22 protein-coding genes are annotated in these 22449 nt (G+C 39.8%); all 22 read right to left on the bottom strand.

What is annotated here, in order from left to right; genetic code table 11:
- Positions 1–196: 196 nt before the first annotated feature.
- Positions 197–955, bottom strand: coding sequence for a ribonuclease HII (locus tag ACQKOF_RS00970; RefSeq protein WP_427552799.1), 759 nt, complete (start codon positions 953–955; stop codon positions 197–199).
- Positions 956–1251: 296 nt separating this feature from the next.
- A complete protein-coding gene (ylqF, locus tag ACQKOF_RS00965; protein WP_427552797.1) occupies positions 1252–2124 on the bottom strand; it encodes a ribosome biogenesis GTPase YlqF in 873 nt (290 codons plus the stop codon).
- A gap of 56 nt (positions 2125–2180) precedes the next feature.
- Positions 2181–2750 (bottom strand): signal peptidase I, encoded by a 570-nt coding sequence (gene lepB, locus ACQKOF_RS00960; protein WP_370042882.1) that lies wholly within the window; start codon positions 2748–2750, stop codon positions 2181–2183.
- A 106-nt stretch (positions 2751–2856) separates the two neighbouring features.
- Positions 2857–3201, bottom strand: coding sequence for a 50S ribosomal protein L19 (rplS, locus tag ACQKOF_RS00955; protein WP_139860434.1), 345 nt, complete (start codon positions 3199–3201; stop codon positions 2857–2859).
- Between the two features lie 116 nt (positions 3202–3317).
- Positions 3318–4055: a tRNA (guanosine(37)-N1)-methyltransferase TrmD gene (trmD, locus tag ACQKOF_RS00950; RefSeq protein ID WP_427553145.1), complete on the bottom strand. Its 738-nt coding sequence runs from the start codon at positions 4053–4055 to the stop codon at positions 3318–3320.
- Positions 4055–4570, bottom strand: coding sequence for a ribosome maturation factor RimM (rimM, locus tag ACQKOF_RS00945; protein WP_427552795.1), 516 nt, complete (start codon positions 4568–4570; stop codon positions 4055–4057). Before rimM ends, trmD begins: the two co-directional genes overlap by 1 nt.
- Before the next feature lie 349 nt (positions 4571–4919).
- Positions 4920–5153 (bottom strand): KH domain-containing protein, encoded by a 234-nt coding sequence (locus ACQKOF_RS00940; protein ID WP_004269410.1) that lies wholly within the window; start codon positions 5151–5153, stop codon positions 4920–4922.
- Positions 5154–5168: 15 nt separating this feature from the next.
- Positions 5169–5441: a 30S ribosomal protein S16 gene (rpsP, locus tag ACQKOF_RS00935; protein WP_010858419.1), complete on the bottom strand. Its 273-nt coding sequence runs from the start codon at positions 5439–5441 to the stop codon at positions 5169–5171.
- A gap of 94 nt (positions 5442–5535) precedes the next feature.
- Positions 5536–6894, bottom strand: coding sequence for a signal recognition particle protein (gene ffh / locus ACQKOF_RS00930; RefSeq protein ID WP_427552793.1), 1359 nt, complete (start codon positions 6892–6894; stop codon positions 5536–5538).
- A 12-nt stretch (positions 6895–6906) separates the two neighbouring features.
- Positions 6907–7242: a putative DNA-binding protein gene (locus ACQKOF_RS00925; RefSeq protein WP_386845316.1), complete on the bottom strand. Its 336-nt coding sequence runs from the start codon at positions 7240–7242 to the stop codon at positions 6907–6909.
- Positions 7243–7799: 557 nt separating this feature from the next.
- Positions 7800–9053, bottom strand: coding sequence for a signal recognition particle-docking protein FtsY (gene ftsY / locus ACQKOF_RS00920; RefSeq protein ID WP_427552790.1), 1254 nt, complete (start codon positions 9051–9053; stop codon positions 7800–7802).
- On the bottom strand, positions 9050–12631 hold the full coding sequence (smc, locus tag ACQKOF_RS00915; RefSeq protein ID WP_427552788.1) for a chromosome segregation protein SMC: 3582 nt from the start codon (positions 12629–12631) through the stop codon (positions 9050–9052). Before smc ends, ftsY begins: the two co-directional genes overlap by 4 nt.
- Positions 12632–12634: 3 nt before the next feature.
- Positions 12635–13399, bottom strand: coding sequence for a ribonuclease III (gene rnc / locus ACQKOF_RS00910; RefSeq protein ID WP_427552786.1), 765 nt, complete (start codon positions 13397–13399; stop codon positions 12635–12637).
- A gap of 330 nt (positions 13400–13729) precedes the next feature.
- Positions 13730–13966, bottom strand: coding sequence for an acyl carrier protein (gene acpP, locus ACQKOF_RS00905; protein WP_036124798.1), 237 nt, complete (start codon positions 13964–13966; stop codon positions 13730–13732).
- 58 nt (positions 13967–14024) lie between these two features.
- Positions 14025–14771 (bottom strand): 3-oxoacyl-[acyl-carrier-protein] reductase, encoded by a 747-nt coding sequence (fabG, locus tag ACQKOF_RS00900; RefSeq protein ID WP_427552784.1) that lies wholly within the window; start codon positions 14769–14771, stop codon positions 14025–14027.
- The gene (gene fabD / locus ACQKOF_RS00895) at positions 14764–15717 is read right to left on the bottom strand and encodes an ACP S-malonyltransferase (RefSeq protein ID WP_427552782.1); all 954 of its coding nucleotides are present in this window, start codon (positions 15715–15717) and stop codon (positions 14764–14766) included. Before fabD ends, fabG begins: the two co-directional genes overlap by 8 nt.
- Positions 15718–15735: 18 nt before the next feature.
- A complete protein-coding gene (plsX, locus tag ACQKOF_RS00890) occupies positions 15736–16728 on the bottom strand; it encodes a phosphate acyltransferase PlsX (RefSeq protein WP_427552780.1) in 993 nt (330 codons plus the stop codon).
- Positions 16725–17303, bottom strand: coding sequence for a transcription factor FapR (gene fapR / locus ACQKOF_RS00885; RefSeq protein ID WP_049668746.1), 579 nt, complete (start codon positions 17301–17303; stop codon positions 16725–16727). The genes plsX and fapR overlap by 4 nt, the downstream gene beginning before the upstream one ends.
- Before the next feature lie 131 nt (positions 17304–17434).
- Positions 17435–19480: an ATP-dependent DNA helicase RecG gene (gene recG / locus ACQKOF_RS00880; RefSeq protein ID WP_427552778.1), complete on the bottom strand. Its 2046-nt coding sequence runs from the start codon at positions 19478–19480 to the stop codon at positions 17435–17437.
- 303 nt (positions 19481–19783) lie between these two features.
- Positions 19784–20107 (bottom strand): hypothetical protein, encoded by a 324-nt coding sequence (locus tag ACQKOF_RS00875; RefSeq protein ID WP_427552776.1) that lies wholly within the window; start codon positions 20105–20107, stop codon positions 19784–19786.
- A gap of 423 nt (positions 20108–20530) precedes the next feature.
- The gene (gene sdaAA, locus ACQKOF_RS00870) at positions 20531–21442 is read right to left on the bottom strand and encodes an L-serine ammonia-lyase, iron-sulfur-dependent, subunit alpha (protein WP_427552774.1); all 912 of its coding nucleotides are present in this window, start codon (positions 21440–21442) and stop codon (positions 20531–20533) included.
- 14 nt (positions 21443–21456) lie between these two features.
- Positions 21457–22119 (bottom strand): L-serine ammonia-lyase, iron-sulfur-dependent subunit beta, encoded by a 663-nt coding sequence (sdaAB, locus tag ACQKOF_RS00865; RefSeq protein ID WP_427552772.1) that lies wholly within the window; start codon positions 22117–22119, stop codon positions 21457–21459.
- Positions 22120–22449: the final 330 nt, after the last annotated feature.

The following is a 22449-nucleotide window of genomic DNA, read 5'->3' as shown; positions in this document are numbered from 1 at the left end:
TTATTTGCTTTTATATTTTCAAAATGACATCCGCGGAGCATTAACTTATTTCAGCGGATGTTTGCACAATAAACATTTGTAGCTGTCGCTTTGCTTTCGCTACATAAAATATTTGTAGCTGTCGCTTTGCTTTCGCTACATAAAATATTTGTAGCTGTCGCTTTGCTTTCGCTACATAAAACATTGCTGAAACAAGTTAAAGCATTGACTTTATCGGCTCAAATGACTTGCGATGATGAGTAGTTGGACCGAACTCTTCAAGTGCTTTTAAATGTTGCTTTGTTCCATACCCTGCGTGCTGAGCAAAACCATACATAGGGAATTCTTCGTCCAATTGATCCATATAACCATCTCGAGCCGTTTTCGCCAATATTGATGCAGCAGCAATAGCCAAGCTTTTCGCGTCCCCTTTAATGATTGAATCCTGCGGAATAGAGATTGGCAGCGTCATAGCATCAACTAGTACATAATTAGGGTTAATAGATAACGATTCTACACTTGTTTTCATCGATTGCTTCGTCGCTTCATAAATATTTAATTCATCAATTTGTTGTGCTGATTGGAAATGGATAAAATAACTTAATGCATGCTCTTTTATTAAAGCAGCATAGTCATTGCGTTTATCTTTTGATAATTGCTTTGAATCATTTAATCCGACTAGAGCCTCACAGTTTGCAGGTAAAATAACAGCAGCTGTTACTACTGGTCCTGCTAACGGTCCACGCCCCGCTTCGTCTACCCCTGCAATGAGTGCCCCTATCCCTCCATAACTTTGGTCAAAATCTACTTTCGCTTGATGTTCTTTTACTAGTTGTTGTTTTTTCTCCTGACGCTTTTCCCAACTTTGCCAAGCTTTTTGCACTCCCGCTCGTTTGTCGGTTGCTACAGTGGTCATCCAATCCTGCCATTCCTCCGCTTCTTTCAATGCTGCTGTAATCTCTTTAATTGTTTTCATATTACTTACTCCCTTTTGGTTCTACATCAACAGTTCGTAGCCAATGTTTGCGTTCTAATATATCTTTGCTAATTGCTTTTGAGCATTCTACTCAAATTATTGACGAAGCCGATCAGTTTTTGTCTTAGTGAATAGAGGACCGTCTCGTAAAATATGTATTCCTTTTTTTCAATAGACAACTATACAATCTAATAAATTTCTCGCTCTATATCATTTATCGGCAAGAAGAAGTATTCCTAAAAGAAAAACTGCCATGCTCACAACCTTCTCAAGTGAGTATGACAGTTTTTTTCTTATTACTGCTGTGCTTCCTTTTCAAGCTGTTCATTAACAAAGTCAAAGGTTAGTTTACCTAATTGTAATCCTCGAATATCTCGAACGATCAGTTGAGCTACTTGATCATAATCAATTTCTCCTCCAGGACCAAAAACACGTCGAAGTTTCCCAATATGATCAAAAGTTTCAACTAAATCTTCATGTATAAACTGGAAGCCATAGCGTTCTTCCATTCTTGCCGGATAATGAACGGATAAAAAGCGTAGGCCATATACAGCTAAATCCTCCATATTCGTTATAGTATCCTTTATGGCACCTGTTAAGGCTAATTTATAGCCTACTTCTTGATCTTCAAATTTCGGCCATAAAATACCTGGCGTATCGAGTAATTCAAGCTCCTTCGCAACCTTTATCCATTGCTGAGCCTTAGTTACCCCTGGAGTATTCCCTGTTTTTGCTATATTTTTCTTTGCTAGGCGATTAATTAGCGTCGATTTCCCTACGTTCGGAATTCCGACAATCATTGCACGAATGGCTCTTGGCTTCATCCCACGTGACTTCATACGCTCAAATTTTTCTTTTAATATTTCTTGAGCAGCCTTTGTAACCTGCTGTAATCCTTTGCCTTCAAGAGAATTGATGGCTACTGCCTTATGACCCCTTTGTGCAAAGTATTCAACCCATTTACGTGTTTCCTGCTCATCTGCCATATCTGACTTATTTAAGATAAGAAGACGCGGTTTTTGATTAATCACTTCGTCTATCATCGGATTTCGGGAAGATAGAGGTAAACGTGCATCTATTAATTCAAATATAATATCAACGAGCTTTAATTTTTCTGTTACTTCTCTGCGGGCCTTTGCCATATGCCCTGGAAACCATTGTATCGTCATATCTATACCTCCTACACTAAAAGAAAAAGGGAGTGTTTAGCCCTCCCTTTCAAGAATTACTTTACAATTTTAATATCACTATACGGCCAGAAAATCAGACTTGTATTACCAATAATCTCTTTCTGATCGACGACTCCAATAATACGACTATCCTTACTGTATCGACGATTATCCCCCATAACGAAAACATAGCCTTCTGGAATTACATTATCTTTTAGGTTTACATCAATGTCTTTTAATGTAAAATCCTCGGTTAAAGTACCTTCTGTAATTTTCGATTTATAGTTATCTAAATAAGGCTCGTCTATCGGTTCACCGTTAATGTATAATTGGTCATTTTTATATTCCAAAGTCTCTCCTGGTAGCCCAATAACACGTTTAATATAGTTTTTCTTCTCAGGAGCATGAAATACAACAATATCAAAGCGTTTTGGTTCACCTATTTTATAACCAATTTTATTCACAATCATACGGTCGCCATCTTCAAGGGTTGGCATCATGGATTGGCCATCTACTGCAATCGGTGTAAATAAAAAATAACGAATAATCGCTGCAATCGCAAATGCAATTAGAAGTGCCTTTGTCCATTCCCATAGTTCATTCTTTTCCTTCACCTGTTTTTCCATCGAGATATGCCCCCTTGTCTATCCTCATTTTAGTTGATAGTTATTTAAGATGACAAGCAAAAAGAAAAGGAGCTTGTTACACAAGCCCCTCACTTTCAAGTCATAATTATCGAATTTCTTTAATACGAGCAGCTTTACCACGTAGGTTACGTAGGTAGTAAAGTTTAGCACGACGTACTTTACCACGACGTACAACTTCTAAGTTAGCGATTTTTGGTGTGTGTACAGGGAATGTACGTTCAACACCTACACCATAAGAAATTTTACGAACTGTGAAAGTTTCGCTAATACCGCCACCACGACGTTTAATTACTACACCTTCGTATACTTGGACACGTTCACGAGTACCCTCTACTACTTTCACGTGTACCTTAACAGTATCACCAGGACGGAAAGCTGGTAGATCAGTGCGAAGCTGAGCTTTTGTAATTTCTGTAATAATGTTTGACATTGTTTTCTCTCCTTAGACAGATGCTCTTGCACGCAATCTATGCCACAGCGGAACACCGTAATTCAGCACTTCACATAGAAGTACAGAATAGATGTTATCATAAATATAGATAGCAATCAAGCATCTTTATTGTTATTTTTAAGTTTTTCTACATACATTTTTTGCTTGTCTGTTAATGGATAATTCTTGAATAAATCCGGACGACGCTCGAATGTTCTTTTCAGCGATTCTTCCGCACGCCATTGTTCAATCTTTGCGTGATTGCCCGACAGTAAAACATCAGGTACTTTCATTCCGCGAAATTCAGCAGGTCTTGTATAATGTGGGTGCTCTAGAAGACCTGTTGAGAACGAATCTTGTATGTGGGAATCCGCTTGTCCTAAAACCCCCGGAAGAAGTCGTACAACGCTATCTATAACCGTCATAGCCCCTAGCTCACCACCAGTTAATACGAAATCTCCAATTGAAATCTCGTCTGTGACAAGGTGCTGACGTATGCGTTCGTCATAGCCTTCGTAATGGCCACATAAAAACACTAGTTCTTTTTCCTGCGCTAGCTCTTCTGCCTTTTTCTGAGTAAAACGCTCACCTTGTGGGCACATCAAAATGATACGGGGATTTCTCCCTTCAGTAATGGCCTCGACAGCGCTAAACATCGGCTCTGGTTTTAACACCATTCCCGCACCACCACCATACGGATAATCGTCTACTTGATTGTGCTTGTTACCCGAATATTCACGGATATCAGTTACTTCTAGCTTTACAGCATCTTTTTCTTGTGCTTTTTTTAATATTGATGCACCAAAGACACCTGTAAACATATCAGGAAATAAACTTAACACATGAATATTCATCATAGCAGGCCTTCCATTACGTATATCACAATTTTCTTCTCATCAATATTAATTTCCTTAACGATGTCTTCGATATACGGGATGTAATGCTCTTTTTTAGCGCCTTTGACTACCCACACATCATTTGCACCTGTTTGAAGAATGTCAGTCACTGCTCCGATTGTTTCGCCTTCTTCAGAAACAACTGAACAGCCAATTATATCATGGAAGAAATATTCATTTTCCTTTAATAAATCATCTGACAATTGATCCTTCGTAATTTTAAGCATGCCTTCTTTGAAAGGCTCCACAAAATTGATGTTATGCATTCCTTCAAAAGTTAATAAAATAAAGTTCTTATGACGACGCATTGATTCAATTGTTACCCATGTTGGCTTTTTATCGTCTTTTTTAAACGCTGCAAGCTTATTTCCTACTGCGAAGCGCTCTTCCTCAAAATCTGTTGTTGATAATATACGCACCTCACCGCGGATACCATGCGTATTGACAATACGACCTACATTAAACCATTCCATTCAAATCTCACCTCGTATAAAAATGCTAAATAAACTCATCCACGTCAAGCTACTAGCTAGCCAGATCAAAAGTAACCATCTCTCACTTTCACCTAAAGAAGCAGATTAACTTTTGGTGGACGGTGTTATAGCTATGACGTTGACCAGTCTTCCTCAATGTCATTATGTTCAATTACCTCTCAATATAATTATGATAATGAAAAAAGGAAGGAACCGGCAAGCTCCTTCCTTTTAGTCCAGATTTTACGCTTTACCTCAGAGCCACTTTGAATTCCTAAGCGCATGTAAACATACCGATCAGGACTCTCCAGTGCTTGTTGCATGTAAAAGAGCGTGAAAATCTTTTCTATCAATCCAATATATCGACGTAGGTCTTTTTTTGATGGTGACTACCCGCCGCTGAATAAACAATTGTACGAATCGCTTTCGCTACTCGCCCTTGCTTGCCTATGACTTTCCCTCGATCCTCTGGATGAACAAAAAGTTTATAAACAATTCGATTTGCATTTTCATCCGTCTCTATACGAACTTCTTCTGGATAATCGACTAACGGTAAAACGATTGCTTCAATCAGCTGCTTCAAAGACGTCGCCCCCGATTATTTACTGAATTTTTGGTTATGGAATTTTTCCATGATACCTTGTTCTGAGAACAAGTTACGCACTGTATCTGATGGTTTTGCACCGTCAGTTAACCATTTAAGAGCTTTCTCTTCATCGATGTTTACAGTAGCTGGTTGAGTTAGTGGGTTGTAAGTACCAACTGTTTCGATTTGACGACCGTCACGTGGTGAACGAGCGTCTGCAACTACGATACGATAGAAAGGAGATTTTTTAGCTCCCATACGTTTTAAGCGAATTTTAACTGCCATTTTAATAGCACCTCCGAATAAGTTTCACACAAGATAGTATATTATCAATGTTTAGGTTGTTTGTAAAGTGTTTTTTCTTAACACCTATAAATTATTATTTAAACAATGAATCGAAGCCTGGTAGTTTCATCTTTTTCTTGCCTTTGCCACTTGCCATGCCTGTCATTTGCTTCATCATTTTTTTCATTTCATCAAATTGCTTTAATAGTCGATTTACCTCTTGAATTGATGTCCCAGAACCCTTCGCTATGCGCTTTTTACGGCTACCGTTAATAATTTCTGGATTCGTCTTTTCAGCAGGTGTCATCGAATAAATAATCGCCTCTACGCGACCCATTTGCTTATCATCAACTTTAACATTGTCTAAGCCTTTGATTTTGCCGGCACCTGGTAACATTTTTAAAATTTCATCAAGAGGACCCATTTTCTTCACTTGTTGCAATTGTTCAATAAAATCATCAAACGTAAAGGTCTGGGTTTTAAATTTTTCCTCTAGTTCTTTAGCCTTTGCTTCGTCAACATTTGCCTGAGCCTTTTCAATAAGTGATAAAACGTCACCCATTCCTAATATACGAGAAGCCATACGCTCTGGATGGAAAGGTTCCAGCGCATCCATCTTCTCACCCATACCGACAAACTTAATAGGCTTCTGTGTAACGGAACGAATTGATAGCGCCGCACCACCACGTGTATCACCATCAAGCTTTGTTAAAACAACTCCTGTAATACCGACTGCTTCATTAAAGCTTTCTGCCACGTTGACAGCATCCTGACCTGTCATAGCGTCTACAACTAGAAATACTTCATCCGGTTCTTTTAACGCACGAATATCTTTTAATTCTTGCATTAATTCTTCATCGATATGTAAGCGACCAGCTGTATCGATAATAACGACATCATGATGTTCTTCTTTTGCCAATTCAATTGCCTGACGTGCAATTTCTACTGGAGATACATCGGTTCCTAACGCAAAAACAGGTAGGGATAACTGCTTTCCTAATGTTTGTAACTGCTGAACAGCCGCTGGACGATAAACGTCTGCAGCAACTAGTAATGGCTTACGATTATATTTTTTACGTAACACATTTGCCAATTTACCTGTAGTTGTCGTTTTACCTGCACCTTGTAAGCCGACCATCATAATAACAGTTGGTGGCTTTGTATTAAATTTAATTGGGCTTTGCTCGCCACCCATTAATTCTGTTAATTCTTCTTGTACGATTTTAATAACTTGCTGACCTGGTGTTAAGCTTTGCATAACATCTACACCGACAGCACGTTCACTGACCTTTTTAACGAATTCTTTGACTACTTTTAAGTTAACATCCGCCTCGATTAAAGCAAATCGGACTTCTCGCATCATTTCTTTAACGTCTTGTTCCGATACTTTACCTTTACCTTTAATCTTTTGGATCGTTCCTTGGAGTCGTTCCGCTAATCCTTCAAAAGCCATTGCTTTCGCCTCCTAATCCCATTCTTTCAACTGTTCTATAAGCGTTAGCTGCTCTTCAACTGTCATACTTTGTTCTGTCATCCCTGTTGTTAGCTGCGCAAGCATTTGTGTACGTTGTTGAAATTTTTCAAGTAAACATAGTTTTTCTTCATATTCTTCAAGCATCGCTTCTGTTCGACGAATATTATCATAAACAGCTTGGCGTGAAACTCCATACGATTCAGCGATCTCTCCAAGTGAGTGATCATCTAAATAATAGAGCTCCATATAACTTCGTTGCTTATCTGTTAATAATGCTTGATAAAAGTCGAAGAGAAAGTTCATGCGTGTTGTTTTTTCAAGTAGCATCGAATGTTTCTCCTCCCGTTATTAGTCATTTGTATCATAACGAAAAGCGCCCGTCTGTGTCAAGGTAATCTCCTTGTCTAAAAGCTTTAATTAACTGCTTTTTAGGCGTTTTTCACCTATAGCTAGTATTTCCCTTTTAAACAATGCGATTCCCCTGCATAGACGAGCGCAATTACAAATTTACTTACTTAAATGTTAATCCTCGACCATCACCAAAGCGTGTGGTTGATTTCCGTTCCGACTGGGCGCTTTCCTGGGGGCGTTCGATGAGCCGACTTCACTCGCGATGCTCGCTCCAGGGTCACGGACCAACAGATGTTTTTTGCGCGAAAGCGAAACGGCAGCAAAAGGGTTTCATTCTGTGCGAAAGCGTAGTGCAACGAAGTGACAGCAACAGCACCGATGTTGGTCACGAAGGCGTTATCACAGGATGTGATGCTTTTAGCCTTCGTTCCTCTATCACTAATTCCCAAGGAGTCGCCCAGCCTCCACTCCAATCAACTTATTTACATTGTATACGTTTTAACAAAAGTCATCCACAACTTTTGGTGATGAACCTAATCCTCACTATTTTGTAATTCTTTATCTAAACCATCCGCAAATAAACCATACACATAGCGCTCTGCATCAAATGGCTGTAAGTCATCCATTTTTTCACCAAGACCAACAAACTTCACAGGAATGTGTAATTTATTACGAATAGCAAGAACAATACCACCTTTTGCAGTGCCGTCAAGCTTTGTTAAAACGATCCCTGTTACATTTGTAGCTTCCTTAAATGTTTGTGCTTGAACAAGTGCATTTTGACCTGTTGTTGCATCTAAAGCTAATAGTACTTCATGCGGAGCATTCGGTACCTCTCGAGAGATTACTCGATGAACTTTTTCAAGTTCATTCATTAAGTTTACTTTGTTTTGTAGGCGCCCTGCTGTATCACAAATTAACACATCTGCATTACGGTTTTTCGCCGCACGAATTGCATCATACATAACTGCCGCTGGATCTGAGCCTTCCGATTGTTTTATCACTTCACAGCCTACGCGGTCTCCCCAAACTTGTAATTGATCGATGGCACCAGCACGGAAAGTATCACCTGCCGCTAAAACAACCGTTTTACCTTGTGATTTTAAACGATGGGCAAGTTTACCGATTGTTGTCGTTTTCCCAACACCGTTTACCCCGACGAATAGAATTACAGTAAGTTCACCTTTAGGTTGCATATTAAGCTCAATTAAATCCGCTTCTCCTTGCTCATAAATTTCCACAAGTTTTTCAGAAATAAGCGCTTGAATACCGTTTGTATCTTTGATATTTTTACGCTGAACCTCGAAGCGTAATTTGTCCATTAGCTCCATTACTGTTTCAAAGCCAACGTCTGCCTGTAATAATAAGTCTTCTAATTCTTCAAAGAAATCTTCGTCCACTTTTCGATAACGCGCAACTAAATCGTTTACTTTAGAAGTAAATGAATTACGCGTTTTTTCAAGTCCAGCCTTGAACTTTTGTGTAATAGACCATGCAGAAGGTTTTTTCTCCCCTACAGGTTCTTCCACTATTGCGACCTCTTGTACTTCTTGTTGCTCTTGATCTTCAATTGCTACAGGAATTTCTGTTTCAATTGAGCTTTCCGTTACAGAAACTTCCTCAACTTTTTCTATTTCATCTACAGTTTCTCCAATTTGAGCAGGCTCTGTTGCTTCGTCTTGGGCTTCGTCTTGCTTCTGTTCAGCAGCTTCTTCTTCATTGATCGCTACTACTTTTTCATCCTCATTGCCCATCAATTTATCTTTTAAACGTTTAAAAAAACTCATGCTTGTTCGCTCCTTTGCTCCGCAAGTACGGGTTCATCTTCTAATTTTACTGATACAAGTTTAGAAACACCAGATTCCTGCATTGTAATACCATACAACACATCCGCTCCCTCCATCGTGCCTTTACGATGTGTGATCACAATAAATTGCGTGTCATGGCTAAATTTCTTCAAATATTGGCTATAACGAACAACATTTGCCTCGTCTAAAGCCGCCTCTACCTCATCGAGAATACAAAATGGCACAGGTCGAATATTTAGGATGGAGAATAATAAAGCGATTGCAGTTAGTGCACGTTCACCACCTGAAAGCAAGCTTAGATTTTGTAATTTTTTACCTGGTGGTTGTGCTACAATTTCTATACCTGTTTCTAGCAGGTTTTGAGGATCTAATAACACTAGATCTGCCTGTCCTCCACCAAACAACTCACGGAATACACGTTTAAATTGCTCTCGAATGGCATAGAAGGTTTCGCTAAATCGCAGCGACATTTCTTCATCCATTTCTTTAATAGCCTCATGTAATGTTTCCTGTGCAGCAAGTAAATCCTCACGCTGCTCTGTTAAAAATGAATGGCGTTCAAGTACCCGATCGTATTCCTCAATGGCGCTCAAATTGACAGGACCTAGCTCCTCTATAGATTTCTTCAGTAATTTCACTCGACGTCGCATATGCTCTTCATCTTCAATTGCAGGGGCAAGCTCCTCAGCTTCCTCAAATGTTAGCTGATAGTTTTCTTCTAGCTGTTCATTGAAATTATTGATTTCAAATTCTACGCGACTTCGCTTCAATTCATTTGCACGTATCGCTTCAAGGTAGCCTTTATGTGTACGTTGCAATTCCTTCAGCTGTTCTTCTAAAGTAGTAAGCTCTTGTTGTTGTGCTATTTTTCCATCTTTTTTCTGTGAAATCGTGTCTTGCAGCGAATCTCTTCTCGCTTTCCACGTAGCAACCTGCTCAGCCACTTCTTCATCGCTTAAAAGTTTTGTCGATTCATCCGATTGAAGCCAGATTATTTCCTGAGAAATATTATCAACTTTTTGACGAGCTTTGTTTAATTGTAGGGCTAACTCTGCTGTAGCAATTTGTACTTGTGACATTTGCTCTTGTATTACCGCTAACTGCGAACGTTTTTCTGCTGACTGCTCACGAAGTACATCTTTCTCCGATTCACTTTGTAGCTTCACCTTACTAAGTTGTTCCACTGTTTCATTTATCTCTATCAGTTCTGTTGCTAATGCCGTTAATCGCTCCGTAGCCGCTTCCTTTTGAGCTAACAATGCTTCTTCGCGTGTTTTTACATCTTGTGTTTCATTAGAAGCAAAAGATACTCGTGCAGATAAGCTTTTCTCGCCAACCTCTAGCTCGCGTATACTACTCGCCTGTTGCATTTCATCTTTTCGTAGTTGCTCACTGTCAAGCTTCAATTGCTCTACTTTGTCTCGCAATGTTGCAAGCTTCTCTTTTTCAGTTGAGACAGCCTGTTCAGCACTATAAATAGACACCTCTAATGACTCTAGCTTTACTATTAAACCATCTAATTCCGCTTTTCTTGTAAAGAGTGAAGATTGTTGTTTCATTGCACCACCAGTTAATGAACCGCCTGCATTGACGATATCACCTTCAAGTGTTACAACACGATATCTAAACCCACATAATCGGGCAATTTGGCTTGCACCTTCTAAACTTGATGCAACGATGACATTGCCAAGAAGGTTCTCGACAATTGTGCGGTTGTCTTCATCGAACGTTACAAGTGCATCAGCCATTTTGACAAATGCCGGGTGCTCAGTAGCTAGCTGAACTGTAGATAGATTAATTTTCCGTGACTTGATAACTGTTTTAGGTAAAAATGTTGCCCGTCCAGCTCTCTTTTGTTTTAACCACTGAATTGCCTGTTGAGCATATCGCTCATCAGTTGTCACTATATGCTGAGAGGCTGCCCCTAATGCTGTTTCAATAGCCTGAGAATATTTCCCATCCACTTGAATTAACTCAGCAACGGCTCCTTCAATCCCAGCTAATTCCCCTTTATCACGTGCTAATAATACTTCTTTTACTCCATGGAAAAAGCCTGAGAAATCCGCATCAAGCTCAGCTAGCGTATCTTTTCTAGCTTTTAGTTGCTGCTGATGCTGATAAGCTTTATAAAGCATATCTTGCTTTTCATTAAACGATGCATTGACGTTCTTCAGCTGTATTTGCAATGCTTCATATTGCTCAAGTTTTCTCTGCAATTCGTTAGATGTTGTAGTATGAGCAACAACTAGCTTCTCTTTTTCAGCTAGAATTTGCGCAAGCTCTTGCCCGATTTCATCAGTTTGATCTGACATTCTTGTCGCCATCGCTTTTTGCTGTGCTAACTGTTGTTCAATATTTTTTAATTCATTTTTAACTGTTGCTTCTTCATTTAAGGAGTCGATATATCGGTTTTTTTGTTCTTCAATTTCTTGTTCAATCTCAGAAACTGAGCGATTTAAAGATTGTTCTAATTGCTTAATACTTTGTTTCAGCTCTGATACTTCTTGCTGTTTTTCAGTGAACAATTCTTTTTTCTCTTGCTCTTGAGCTATAAGAGCCTCAACCTCACCTTTTGCTTCTTGTAATGCCGTATTCAATTGAAGTAGTTGATTAGATGCATTTTGTCGCTTTTCAGCCATTAACGCTTTACGACCATCCCAACGCTCTACCTCCATCGTTGCATTAACAAACTCAGCCTGAGTTGTATCTAAAAAGTCATCTAGCTCTTTTAAAAGCTTCCGAATACTTGCAGTTTGCTTTTCTATCGAAGAAATATGATGAGCTTGTTTTTGCTCCGTTTCATATAGCTCCGTATACTCAGTTTTCAGAGCATGCAAAGATTGTGCACAATTTTTTAAATCGTGCACAAGGATAGCGATATCAAAATCCTTTAACTCTGTTGACATTTGCACATAATCTCTTGCACTTGATGCCTGAATTTCTAACGGCTCCAGACGACTGTCTAGCTCATGTAAAATATCTAAAACACGATACAAATTTTCATCTGTTTCAACAAGTTTATGCTCTGCCTTTTTCTTTCTTAGTTTATACTTTAACACGCCAGCTGCTTCTTCAAAAATTGAGCGACGGTCATCAGGTCGGCTATTTAAAATTTCATCGACACGGCCTTGTGAAATAATAGAGAAGGCCTCTTTCCCAAGTCCTGAGTCCATAAACAAGTCCGTAATATCCTTCAGGCGACACTGCTGGTTATTTAGTAAATATTCACTATCACCTGAACGGTATACGCGTCTTGTTACACTAACTTCTGTATATGAAAAAGCAAGCTGTTCATCAGTGTTATCTAAAATTAATGTTACCTCTGCAAAGTTTAGTGGCTTACGTGAGTCACTGCCAGCAAAAATAACATCTTCCATCTTTGCCCCACGTAACGACTTTGCCGATTGCTCCCCAAGTACCCAACGAATGGCATCAATGACATTACTTTTTCCACTGCCATTTGGTCCAACCACTGCTGTAACACCGGGTACAAAATCAATTCCAATGCGCTCCGCAAAAGATTTAAAGCCAATCACTTCGAGTCGTTTTAGGAACATCTATTAAGCCTCCTCTTTTGCAGTTTGCTCACGCATTGAACGCATTGCACATTGCGCAGCTTGCTGCTCGGCTTCTTTTTTTGATTTCCCACGACCAATACCAAGCTCCTGTCCATTTAATAGTACGCTCGATACAAAGGTACGGTTATGTGCAGGACCCTTTTCATCAATAATTTCATAATAAAGAAGGCCGTTATTTGCTTGCTGTACCATTTCTTGCAATTGGCTTTTAAAATCCATCACATGCGAAAAAGCACCGATTTCTACTTTCGGGAATACGATTCGTTCTAAAAAACACACAACCGTTTGTAAGCCTTGATCTAAATAAAGGGCACCTACAAATGACTCAAATACATCTGCAAGTAGTGCTGGGCGTTCCCGTCCACCTGTTAATTCCTCACCTTTTCCAAGTAATACAAAGCGACCAAAACCTAATTCATTTGCAAAGATAACAAGTGACGGCTCACATACTATGGATGCTCGTAGCTTCGTCAGCTCACCCTCACTCATATGAGGGTATTTCTCAAAAAGATATTTAGAAACAGACAGTTCAAGTACTGCGTCTCCTAAAAATTCAAGACGCTCATTATCCGTAAACAGTTTACGGCGATGCTCATTCACATAAGATGAATGCGTGAATGCTTGATACAATAAATTTTTATTACTAAATGTGATATTTAATTCATGCTGTAAAAGCTCGAATTGATTGCGTACTTTTTCAGGAAGCACGCCAGATTTCTGCATAGTTCCTTTTCTTTTCATAGCCATTGAACAATCTGCCTTCCTAATAGTTTCTACCGTTTAAGTGTACCTTTTTCAAGGCATTTATGCAAAAGTATTTCGGCTTAAATACAATGTTTTGGAAATTTTTATTTTGCAAAATCAAAAAGGAGACGTTCACAGTTCGTTAAACGAACCATTGCGTCCCCTTTTTAAACACACCTCAGCATAATATCTACTCCTCACACTTAAGAAAAGCAGGAGTAATTCCGCCAAAGGCTTTAACTTTATTCAATCATAAACACTTATTGTATAATGACCGCATTCATGTCAGCACCAGTAGAGGTGATTCATCTATGCTAAATAAAGTTAAACGAATTAGTTTAATTTACTTTCGATGTATGAAATTGCAGAACCAACTGTTGAGATTTTTTCAGCATCTTCATCAGAAATTTCCATATCGAATTCGTCTTCAAGCTCCATTACAAGCTCAACTACGTCTAATGAGTCAGCACCTAAATCATCACGGAAAGAAGCTTCTAGAGTAACTTCACTTTCTTCAACACCTAAACGGTCCACGATTACTTTTGTTACGCGTTCTAATACTGTAGACAAAACATTCACCTCCCCTCAAATGATTATACAAAAAATCATTATCTATGACTAATTGAAATTACATTATCATGCCGCCATCTATATGTAACGTTTGACCTGTCATATAGTTAGCATCATCTGAAGCTAGAAAAGCTACTGCCTTTGCGATATCCTCAGGCTGCCCAAGTTTTGCTAGAGGAATTTGCGTAAGCATGCCTTGCTTTAGATCTTCTGGTAGTTGTTCAGTCATTTCAGTTTCTATAAAGCCTGGTGCAATCGCATTTACTAAAATATTACGTGATGCTAATTCCTTTGCAGTAGTTTTAGTTAGCCCAATAACCCCTGCTTTTGCAGCTACGTAATTAGCTTGCCCTGCATTACCAGCTACACCGACAATCGATGAAATATTGATGATACGGCCTGCACGTTGCTTCATCATTTGACGTGTTACTGCTTTCGTACAAAGGAAAACACCTTTTAGGTTCGTATCTAGCACATCATCCCATTCATCTTCTTTCATACGCATTAACAAGTTATCACGCGTAATACCCGCATTATTAACTAAAATATCAAGCGAGCCGAATGTTTTCACCGCTGCATCCATTAATGCTGTAACTTCCTCTGTTTTGGAAACACTCGCTTGTACGGCTATAGCCTCGCCGCCATTCTCTTGAATCGTCGCGACAACTTCTTCTGCCTTCGCCTGTGACCCGCTGTAGTTTACGACAACTTTAGCACCCTCATCAGCAAGCTTTAAGGCAATAGATCGCCCTATTCCTCGTGAAGCACCAGTTACAACCGCTACTTTACCTTCTAATTTACGCATTAATCGTCCACTCCTTCGCCGCTTCTAGTACAGCCTCCAATGATGCCTCATCATAAACACAGTAAGTCGTAACAGATCGATCGATTTTTTTCACTAATCCACTTAATACTTTGCCTGGGCCACACTCAATAAAGACATCCACACCTTGTGCAATCATTTCACGCACAGATGCCTCCCATTGCACGGCGCTATATACTTGTTCTACTAACTCATGTTGAATAGCTGAAACATCCTCTAATTCTTTCGCCATTACATTGCCGATTACAGGGATTTGTGGAGCTGATAATGATAAATCAGCCAACGCTTCTTTTAATTTTTCAGATGATGGTCGCATTAACTCTGAATGGAATGGACCACTAACAACTAAAGGAATTGCTCGTTTTGCACCAGTTTCCTTTGCCGCTAAAGAAGCCTTTTCAACGCCTTCTTTTGTACCAGAAATAACGATTTGCCCTGGACAGTTTATATTCGCTACCTGAACTGGTTCACCTGCTGCAGATACTTTTTCAGTTACTTCATGCAGTGCCTCAAGCTCCATCCCTAGAATAGCTGCCATAGCACCTTGCCCTGCAGGTACAGCTTCATTCATATAAAGCCCACGCTTATGCACAACAGAAACTGCTTCCTCGAACGATAGCACACCAGCGATTACTAATGCACCGTATTCTCCAAGTGAATGTCCAGCTGCATAATTCGGCGTAATACCTGCTGCACGTAATTTTTCTGCAACCATCACACCAGTAGTTAAGAGTGCCGGCTGTGCATGGTAAGTCAATGTTAGCTCCTCAGATGGCCCCTCTAACATAAGCTTAGATAGCTCAAAGCCAAGTGCTTGATTTGCACGTTCATAAAATGCTTTACTTACTGCCGCATTCTCGATAAACTCTTGCCCCATTCCAACTACTTGAGAACCTTGACCTGGAAAAATAAATGCTATTTTCGTCATTTTTTATTAATCCCCTTTTCAATCAATTTCTAAGTGACGTACTGTATCTGTAATCGTCGAGATGACTGTATGCTCAACCATCGTATTTGCTTGGCGAATTGCACTGTATATTGCTTTGGCATTGGATGAGCCATGTGCCTTAATCACAGGTGCTTGTAAACCAAACAAGCCTGCACCACCGTACTCTGTGTAGTCCATTTTATTTTTTAGGTCACGCAAATTGTTTTTCATAAGCGCTGCCGAAATTTTCGTTTTTGTTGAAGACATAAACGCCTCTTTTAGCATTGAAAATAACGCACCAGCAGTACCTTCTATCGATTTCAGCACCATATTACCTGTAAACCCATCTGTTACGACAACGTCCGCTACCCCTTCAAGTAAATCTCGAGCTTCAACGTTACCGACAAAGTTTAAATCCGCTTCTTTTAATAATCCGAAAGCTGCCTTCGTTAATTCATTTCCTTTTTTATCCTCAGTACCGATATTTAACAAGCCGATACGTGGCTTTTGTAAACCGCCTACCTTTTTCGCATAAATATCACCCATAATCGCATATTGCAATAAATGCTCAGGTCGCGCGTCTGCATTTGCCCCTAAATCAAGCATTAAAAAGCCCTTACCATCTAAAGTAGGCAGTGTAGTGGCTAAAGCAGGTCTAGCAATTCCTTCAATACGTCCTACTTTAAATAAGCCTCCTGCCATTAAAGCACCTGTATTACCTGCTGAAAGACAAGCATCCGCCTTTCCTTCTTCAACTGCATCCATCATGCGTGCCATGGATGAATCCTTTTTACGACGAACAGCGCGTGCTGGATCGTCTGTTCCTTCCACAGCCTCATCACAATGTACTACAGTTAATCGATCATGTATTTTTAAAAATGGTTCAAGCTTTTGCTGCTGACCATATAATTGAATTTCTAAATTTGGGATTTGCTCTAATGCTAATAAAGCACCTTCAATAACTGATTTTGGTGCGTTGTCTCCACCCATTCCATCAAGCGCTAATTTCATTGTTGTTCACCTTTACCTTTCGTGCGGTACATATCAAATTCACCAACAAAAACTGTTTCACCGTTAACAGTGGACGTTAACTCTACTTTTGTACGATGACTTTTTTCATCACGTCCGATAACGATTGCTTTTGTAATAACACGATCTCCAGCTCTAACAGGTTTCACAAAGGTAATGTTAGAATGTACTGTTAATGCTAGTTCGTCGTCAATAACTGCTACCGCTAATGAGTTTGCCTGCGCAAACAAATGATGTCCACGTGCGATGCCATTGCGCTGAAAAACATGTTCTTCTTTTACGTCAAAAATAGATAATGCACGATTATCCAATTCAATATCAATTATTTCTCCGATTACTTCATCAATCGGTAGTGATTTCACTTCATTTTCATAAGTTTTCGAAGCAACATCTTTAATTCGTTCTCGTAATTCTGGAATCGCTAATTCCATACGATCTAAACGAATTGTTTGGACACTAACCTGAAACTGTGTTGCTAGCTGTTCATCTGTGACGAATGGATTATCAGCTATCGTTTCGGATAATAGTCGCTGTCGCTCTTTTTTCGTTCGTCTCAACATCATTCGCCACCTTTTTTAGTTGTTATTAGCACTTGGTACTAATATCAGTATATATAGTATAAAAAAAGAATGCAAGACTTGTTTTAAAAACAAGTGCCTACATTCTTGATTGAGCAACAAATATTCAATTAATCGAAGCGGTCCCCTTGTAAAACACCTGAATTTTCAAGCATTTCACGTAAATATTTGTACTCATCATCATGCCAAAAAGCATCCGTCTTAAGCATATCCGTTGCATCTTTTCTCGCAGTCTCTAGTATGCGATAATCGTGCACTAAATCCGCTACTTTAAAATCAGGCAAACCACTTTGTTTACGCCCAAAGAAATCACCTGGACCACGTAGTTCCAAATCCTTTTCAGCTAGGCGGAAGCCATCATTCGTTTCCGTCATCGACTGCATTCGCTCTTTACCTTCATCGGATTTTGGATCGGCTAGCAACACACAATATGACTGATGTTCACCACGTCCAACACGCCCACGTAGCTGATGCAACTGAGCTAAGCCGAAGCGTTCAGCGTCATAAATAATCATAAAAGTTGCATTCGGTACGTTAACCCCAACCTCAACAACAGTTGTAGACACGAGCACATGAATAGTTCCCTCACTAAAGGCTCGCATGACAGCGTCTTTTTCATCCGCGGATAGGCGACCATGCATTAATCCGACATTGTAACGCCCATTAAAATATGCTGCAAGCTGCTCATAGATTTCTACTGCATTTTGTACATCCAGCTTGTCTGATTCCTCAATTAGTGGACATATAGCATAAGCCTGTCTACCAGCAGCAAGCTCTAATTCTAGTTTTGACATAGCAGAGCCAAATTGCTCTTTTTTCATCCAATGTGTTTCAATTTGCTTACGCCCTGCTGGCATTTCATCTATCATCGAAACATCCATTTCTCCGAACGCTGTAATCGCGAGTGTACGCGGTATTGGTGTCGCCGTCATAAAGAGCACATCTGGATTTTCTCCTTTATCACGCAATATTCTACGCTGCTCTACACCAAAACGATGCTGTTCATCCGTTATAACAAAACCAAGCTTGCAAAAAACGACATCAGGCTGAATTAGCGCATGTGTACCAATTAAAATATCTACGTCTCCGTTTGCCAGTTTTTCTAAAAGTAAACGACGTTCCTTTGCTTTCGTCGATCCTGATAGTAAAGCTACACGTACACCAAATGGCTCAAACCATTCCTGTAAATTTTCAGCATGCTGCTCAGCTAAAATTTCTGTCGGCGCCATTAACGCCCCTTGAAAACCAGCAGTTACAGCCGCATATAAACATATTGCCGCAACAACAGTTTTCCCCGACCCAACATCACCTTGAAGTAAGCGGTTCATACGATGTGGCTCTTTCAAATCTTTGCAAATTTCATTGACGACGCGTTTTTGTGCACCTGTTAATTCATATGGTAACGATGCAATAAAGGCACGCAACTTTTGCAAATCAAACTGTATAACAGTACCGCGCTCACTGTCCTTGCGAATTTTACGTAACGCTTGTATACGTAGTTGAAAGTTTAGCAACTCTTCATAGGCAAAGCGTCTTCTAGCCTGCTTTGCATGTCCTGCATCAACAGGGAAATGAATTCCCTCAAGCCCATCACGCATTGAAGCAAGCTTATAATCTTCCTGTAAACGATGTGGAACTGCATCTGGCATCTCTGTACCAAACTCATCTAGCACTTGTCGCATATATTTACGAAAACGTTTTTGCGGAATCAAACCTTTTAAACTATAAACAGGTTCAAAGTCGACCTGATCTGTTTTCGGACCAAACGAAACAGACGTCCCATTGATAACTTGTCTGCCGCGGTCCCATTTACCTGTAACGGTAATAATAGCTCCCGGTACAAGCTTCTGCTTCAAATAGCCTTGATTAAAAAAAACAACCTTAACTAAATGTCGACCTGCCAGCACCGTGACTTGTAATCGTGATTTATTGCGGCCTAAAAACAATACTGTCGGCTCACGTTCCACTTTACACTCAACAGTGACACGTTCATTATGTGGTGTTTGTGCCAAATCCTTTAAGCGAAAATCCTCATGACGATGCGGAAACGTCCATAACAAATCCGCGATCGTCTCGATGCCCAACGTCTCTAAATGTCCTGCTGTTTCTTTCCCGATTCCCTTTAAATCAGTCACGGGACTCGTTAAATCAGTCACCTTGCACGACAGCTCCCCCAATTTTTTTCACCGCCAGTACTTTACCTATAGTCATTCGTATAACCATACTATTTTTCAGCATATGAGTTTTCCCCTTTCTTACGATTACTCTTAGCTTTCATAATAATGTTGTTTACATTTAACACTTTTGAATAAATCATACTAAGCATTTTAATATCATTATATAACTTTTCATTTTCAGTAAGATAGCAATTCAATTGATTAATAGTTAATTATTTCGAATGAATAATCACTTTTTCATCCTAATACATTTTCTAGCTGATACTACCTATTCTAGGCTCATCACAATAACGTGTGGTTGATTTCCGTTCCGGCTGGGCGCTTTGTTGCTGACGCTTCGCTTTCGCACAGATAAAACATTTGTTGCTGACGCTTCGCTTTCGCGCAGAGCAAAGCTTCCTGGGGGCGTCCGATGAGCCGCTTTGTTGCTGCCGCTACATTAGCACTACGCTTTCGCACAGAAAACATCCGCTTCGCTGCAGGGTCTCGGGCCAACAGATGTTTTTTGCGCGAAAGCGAAGCGGCAGCAGCACCGATGTTGGTCACGAAGGCGTTATCACAGGACGTGATGTTCTTAGCCTTCGTTCCTCTATCGCTAATCCCCAAGGAGTCGCCCAGCCTCCACTACAATCAACTTATATATACAGTGTACATTTTAGCTTCTTTCAGAGAATGCTTATTGTATCGAAAGCGTGGCGACAGTACAAATATTTTATGTAACGTAAGTGAAACGACAGTTACAAAAGTCTCCTACCTCTATAAGTGGTGAGATGAATGCGAGAAAGTTACTTTTTAGAGAGTGTCCAATATTTTAGCAACAATCAATTAAAAAATGACCTAATTCAATTATGAAGAGGGTTATTGATTGTTGTAAATCATAAACTAGAACAAATGAATATTGTTAGGAAAATTCTCTTTGTCCAAACTACCCTCCCGAACTATTTCACCATTATGCCTTTCATTTTCACCTACACCATGTAGAACCTCAAAAAAACACGCCTTCCACTTAGGAAAGCGTGTTGAATATTTTTATTTTTGAAGTGACTTGATACTTTCTAAATTGCCATTATCAAAAATGGCTTTACTAATAGCTTTACCTGTTGGTGTTGCAGCAAGGCCTCCACGTGCAGTTTCTTTTAAATTCGGACTCATAGATTGTCCAATGCGATACATCGCACCAATCACTTCGTCACACGGGATGCGACTTGTGACCCCTGCAAGTGCCATATCCGCTGCCACTAGTGAATTTGCCGCTCCCATAGCATTTCGCTTAACACAAGGAACCTCTACTAATCCAGCTACCGGGTCACAAACAAGCCCTAGCATATTTTTGAGTGTAATGGCAAATGCTTCTGAACATTGTTGTGCTGTACCGCCAGCCATCTCTACAATCGCTGCCGCTGCCATACCAGCCGCTGAACCAACCTCCGCTTGACAGCCACCAGCAGCACCTGAAATCGAAGCGTTATTGGCAACAACGAAGCCGAAAGCACCTGATGTGAATAAAAAACGAATCATTTGCTCACGTGTCGGATTTAGCTTGTTCTTCACTGCAAACAGTGTCCCTGGTACAACCCCAGCCGAGCCTGCAGTTGGGGTAGCACAAATCGTACCCATAGCCGCATTAACCTCATTTGTTGCAACTGCTTTACTCACCGCATCTAATAATAAATCTCCCGACAATGAATTGCCTTGCGCAATGTAGTTTTGAAGCAATACTGCGTCACCACCAGTTAAACCCGTTACAGATTTCACACCCTTTAAGCCTCTTTCAACAGCTTCTTCCATCACCGTTAAATTAGTGTCCATTTGCTGTATAATTTCTGGTCTTGTGCGTCCTGTAATTAACATTTCCTGCTCAATCATAATTTCAGAAATTAGTTTTCCTTCTTGCTCCGCTCGTTCAACAAGTTCACGAACATTATGAAACAATACGTCCATATTGGGGCACCTCCTTAGTTATTAATTTTAGAAACCTTCGAAATATGTGGTATTAAAGAAATTTGTTGTAATACTTTATTCTCGATGTTTTGATCGACTTCTATCACCATAAGAGCCGTTAAACCACGTTCAATACGAGAAACTTCCATATGTCCAATGTTGACAGCATGCATCGCTAAGCAATTTGCCACATTGGCAATACAGCCAGCACGATCATCATGTACAACAAGGATTGCTGGCATGCCACCTGTTAAACGTAGCTTGAAGCCATTAACCTCACTCACTTCAATTTTACCGCCACCGATAGAAATACCAACGACAGACATCTCTCCTTCATCATCGCCAATTACAAGGCGAGCTGTATTCGGATGCTCCATGTTTGCTGTTTCTGGGATAAACTCATATTCTAAGCCTGCCTTTTCTGCATCGGCAAAAGCTGTTTTAATCCGCTCATCGAATGTATCGTAATTTAATAGGCCCCCTACCAAAGCTACATCTGTTCCATGTCCTTTATACGTTTCAGCAAACGAACCATATAAGTGGATTTTCGCCCACTTTGGTTGTCTCCCAAATAAATCCCTGGCAATGCGTCCAATCCGTGCGGCACCTGCCGTATGAGAAGAAGAAGGCCCAATCATCACTGGTCCAATAATATCAAATACTGAAGTAAACTTCATAATAACACCCCTCTATTCTATCCATATAATATTATCGTTTTTTTACTTATATCATGCTTGATAGTTACTATAAAAGTAAAGCACTTCTTTATCAACTTTCAGAAAATTTACACGCCTATAATTTACATAATGGAAATATTGATTAACTTTTGTCTACTCCGTAAACACAATGATTTCAAAACGCTGACATTCCAGTATTTCCAAATTTATCGTCCTCTGGATACATACATCAAATCATTTATTTTCAGCTAATTTTATAGTTTCTTATACCCTATTCTCCTTGTACCATAAACAAAAGCAGTACACGGCTTGTGCACTGCTTTGTCTACT

Source organism: Lysinibacillus sp. NPDC093190, assembly GCF_050280425.1.
Classification (GTDB): Bacteria; Bacillota; Bacilli; order Bacillales_A; family Planococcaceae; genus Lysinibacillus.
The sequence above is the reverse complement of the archived record's forward strand: the minus strand, read 5'-3'. Positions and strand labels throughout refer to the sequence as shown.

Excerpts from the sequence above, each read along its gene's own strand:
- rplS (WP_139860434.1), bottom strand. The coding sequence starts at position 3,201 with ATGTCAAACATTATTACAGAAATTACAAAAGCTCAGCTTCGCACTGAT.
- sdaAA (WP_427552774.1), bottom strand. The coding sequence starts at position 21,442 with ATGGACGTATTGTTTCATAATGTTCGTGAACTTGTTGAACGAGCGGAG.
- ylqF (WP_427552797.1), bottom strand. The coding sequence starts at position 2,124 with ATGACGATACAATGGTTTCCAGGGCATATGGCAAAGGCCCGCAGAGAA.
- fabG (WP_427552784.1), bottom strand. The coding sequence starts at position 14,771 with ATGCGTAAATTAGAAGGTAAAGTAGCGGTTGTAACTGGTGCTTCACGA.
- plsX (WP_427552780.1), bottom strand. The coding sequence starts at position 16,728 with ATGAAATTAGCGCTTGATGGAATGGGTGGAGACAACGCACCAAAATCA.
- lepB (WP_370042882.1), bottom strand. The coding sequence starts at position 2,750 with ATGGAAAAACAGGTGAAGGAAAAGAATGAACTATGGGAATGGACAAAG.
- rimM (WP_427552795.1), bottom strand. The coding sequence starts at position 4,570 with ATGGAATGGTTTAATGTAGGTCGTATTGTCAATACGCATGGTATCCGC.
- sdaAB (WP_427552772.1), bottom strand. The coding sequence starts at position 22,119 with ATGAAGTTTACTTCAGTATTTGATATTATTGGACCAGTGATGATTGGG.
- ffh (WP_427552793.1), bottom strand. The coding sequence starts at position 6,894 with ATGGCTTTTGAAGGATTAGCGGAACGACTCCAAGGAACGATCCAAAAG.
- fabD (WP_427552782.1), bottom strand. The coding sequence starts at position 15,717 with ATGACGAAAATAGCATTTATTTTTCCAGGTCAAGGTTCTCAAGTAGTT.
- ACQKOF_RS00925 (WP_386845316.1), bottom strand. The coding sequence starts at position 7,242 with ATGCTACTTGAAAAAACAACACGCATGAACTTTCTCTTCGACTTTTAT.
- rpsP (WP_010858419.1), bottom strand. The coding sequence starts at position 5,441 with ATGGCAGTTAAAATTCGCTTAAAACGTATGGGAGCTAAAAAATCTCCT.
- trmD (WP_427553145.1), bottom strand. The coding sequence starts at position 4,055 with ATGAATATTCATGTGTTAAGTTTATTTCCTGATATGTTTACAGGTGTC.
- rnc (WP_427552786.1), bottom strand. The coding sequence starts at position 13,399 with ATGGCTATGAAAAGAAAAGGAACTATGCAGAAATCTGGCGTGCTTCCT.
- ACQKOF_RS00970 (WP_427552799.1), bottom strand. The coding sequence starts at position 955 with ATGAAAACAATTAAAGAGATTACAGCAGCATTGAAAGAAGCGGAGGAA.
- ftsY (WP_427552790.1), bottom strand. The coding sequence starts at position 9,053 with ATGAGTTTTTTTAAACGTTTAAAAGATAAATTGATGGGCAATGAGGAT.
- smc (WP_427552788.1), bottom strand. The coding sequence starts at position 12,631 with ATGTTCCTAAAACGACTCGAAGTGATTGGCTTTAAATCTTTTGCGGAG.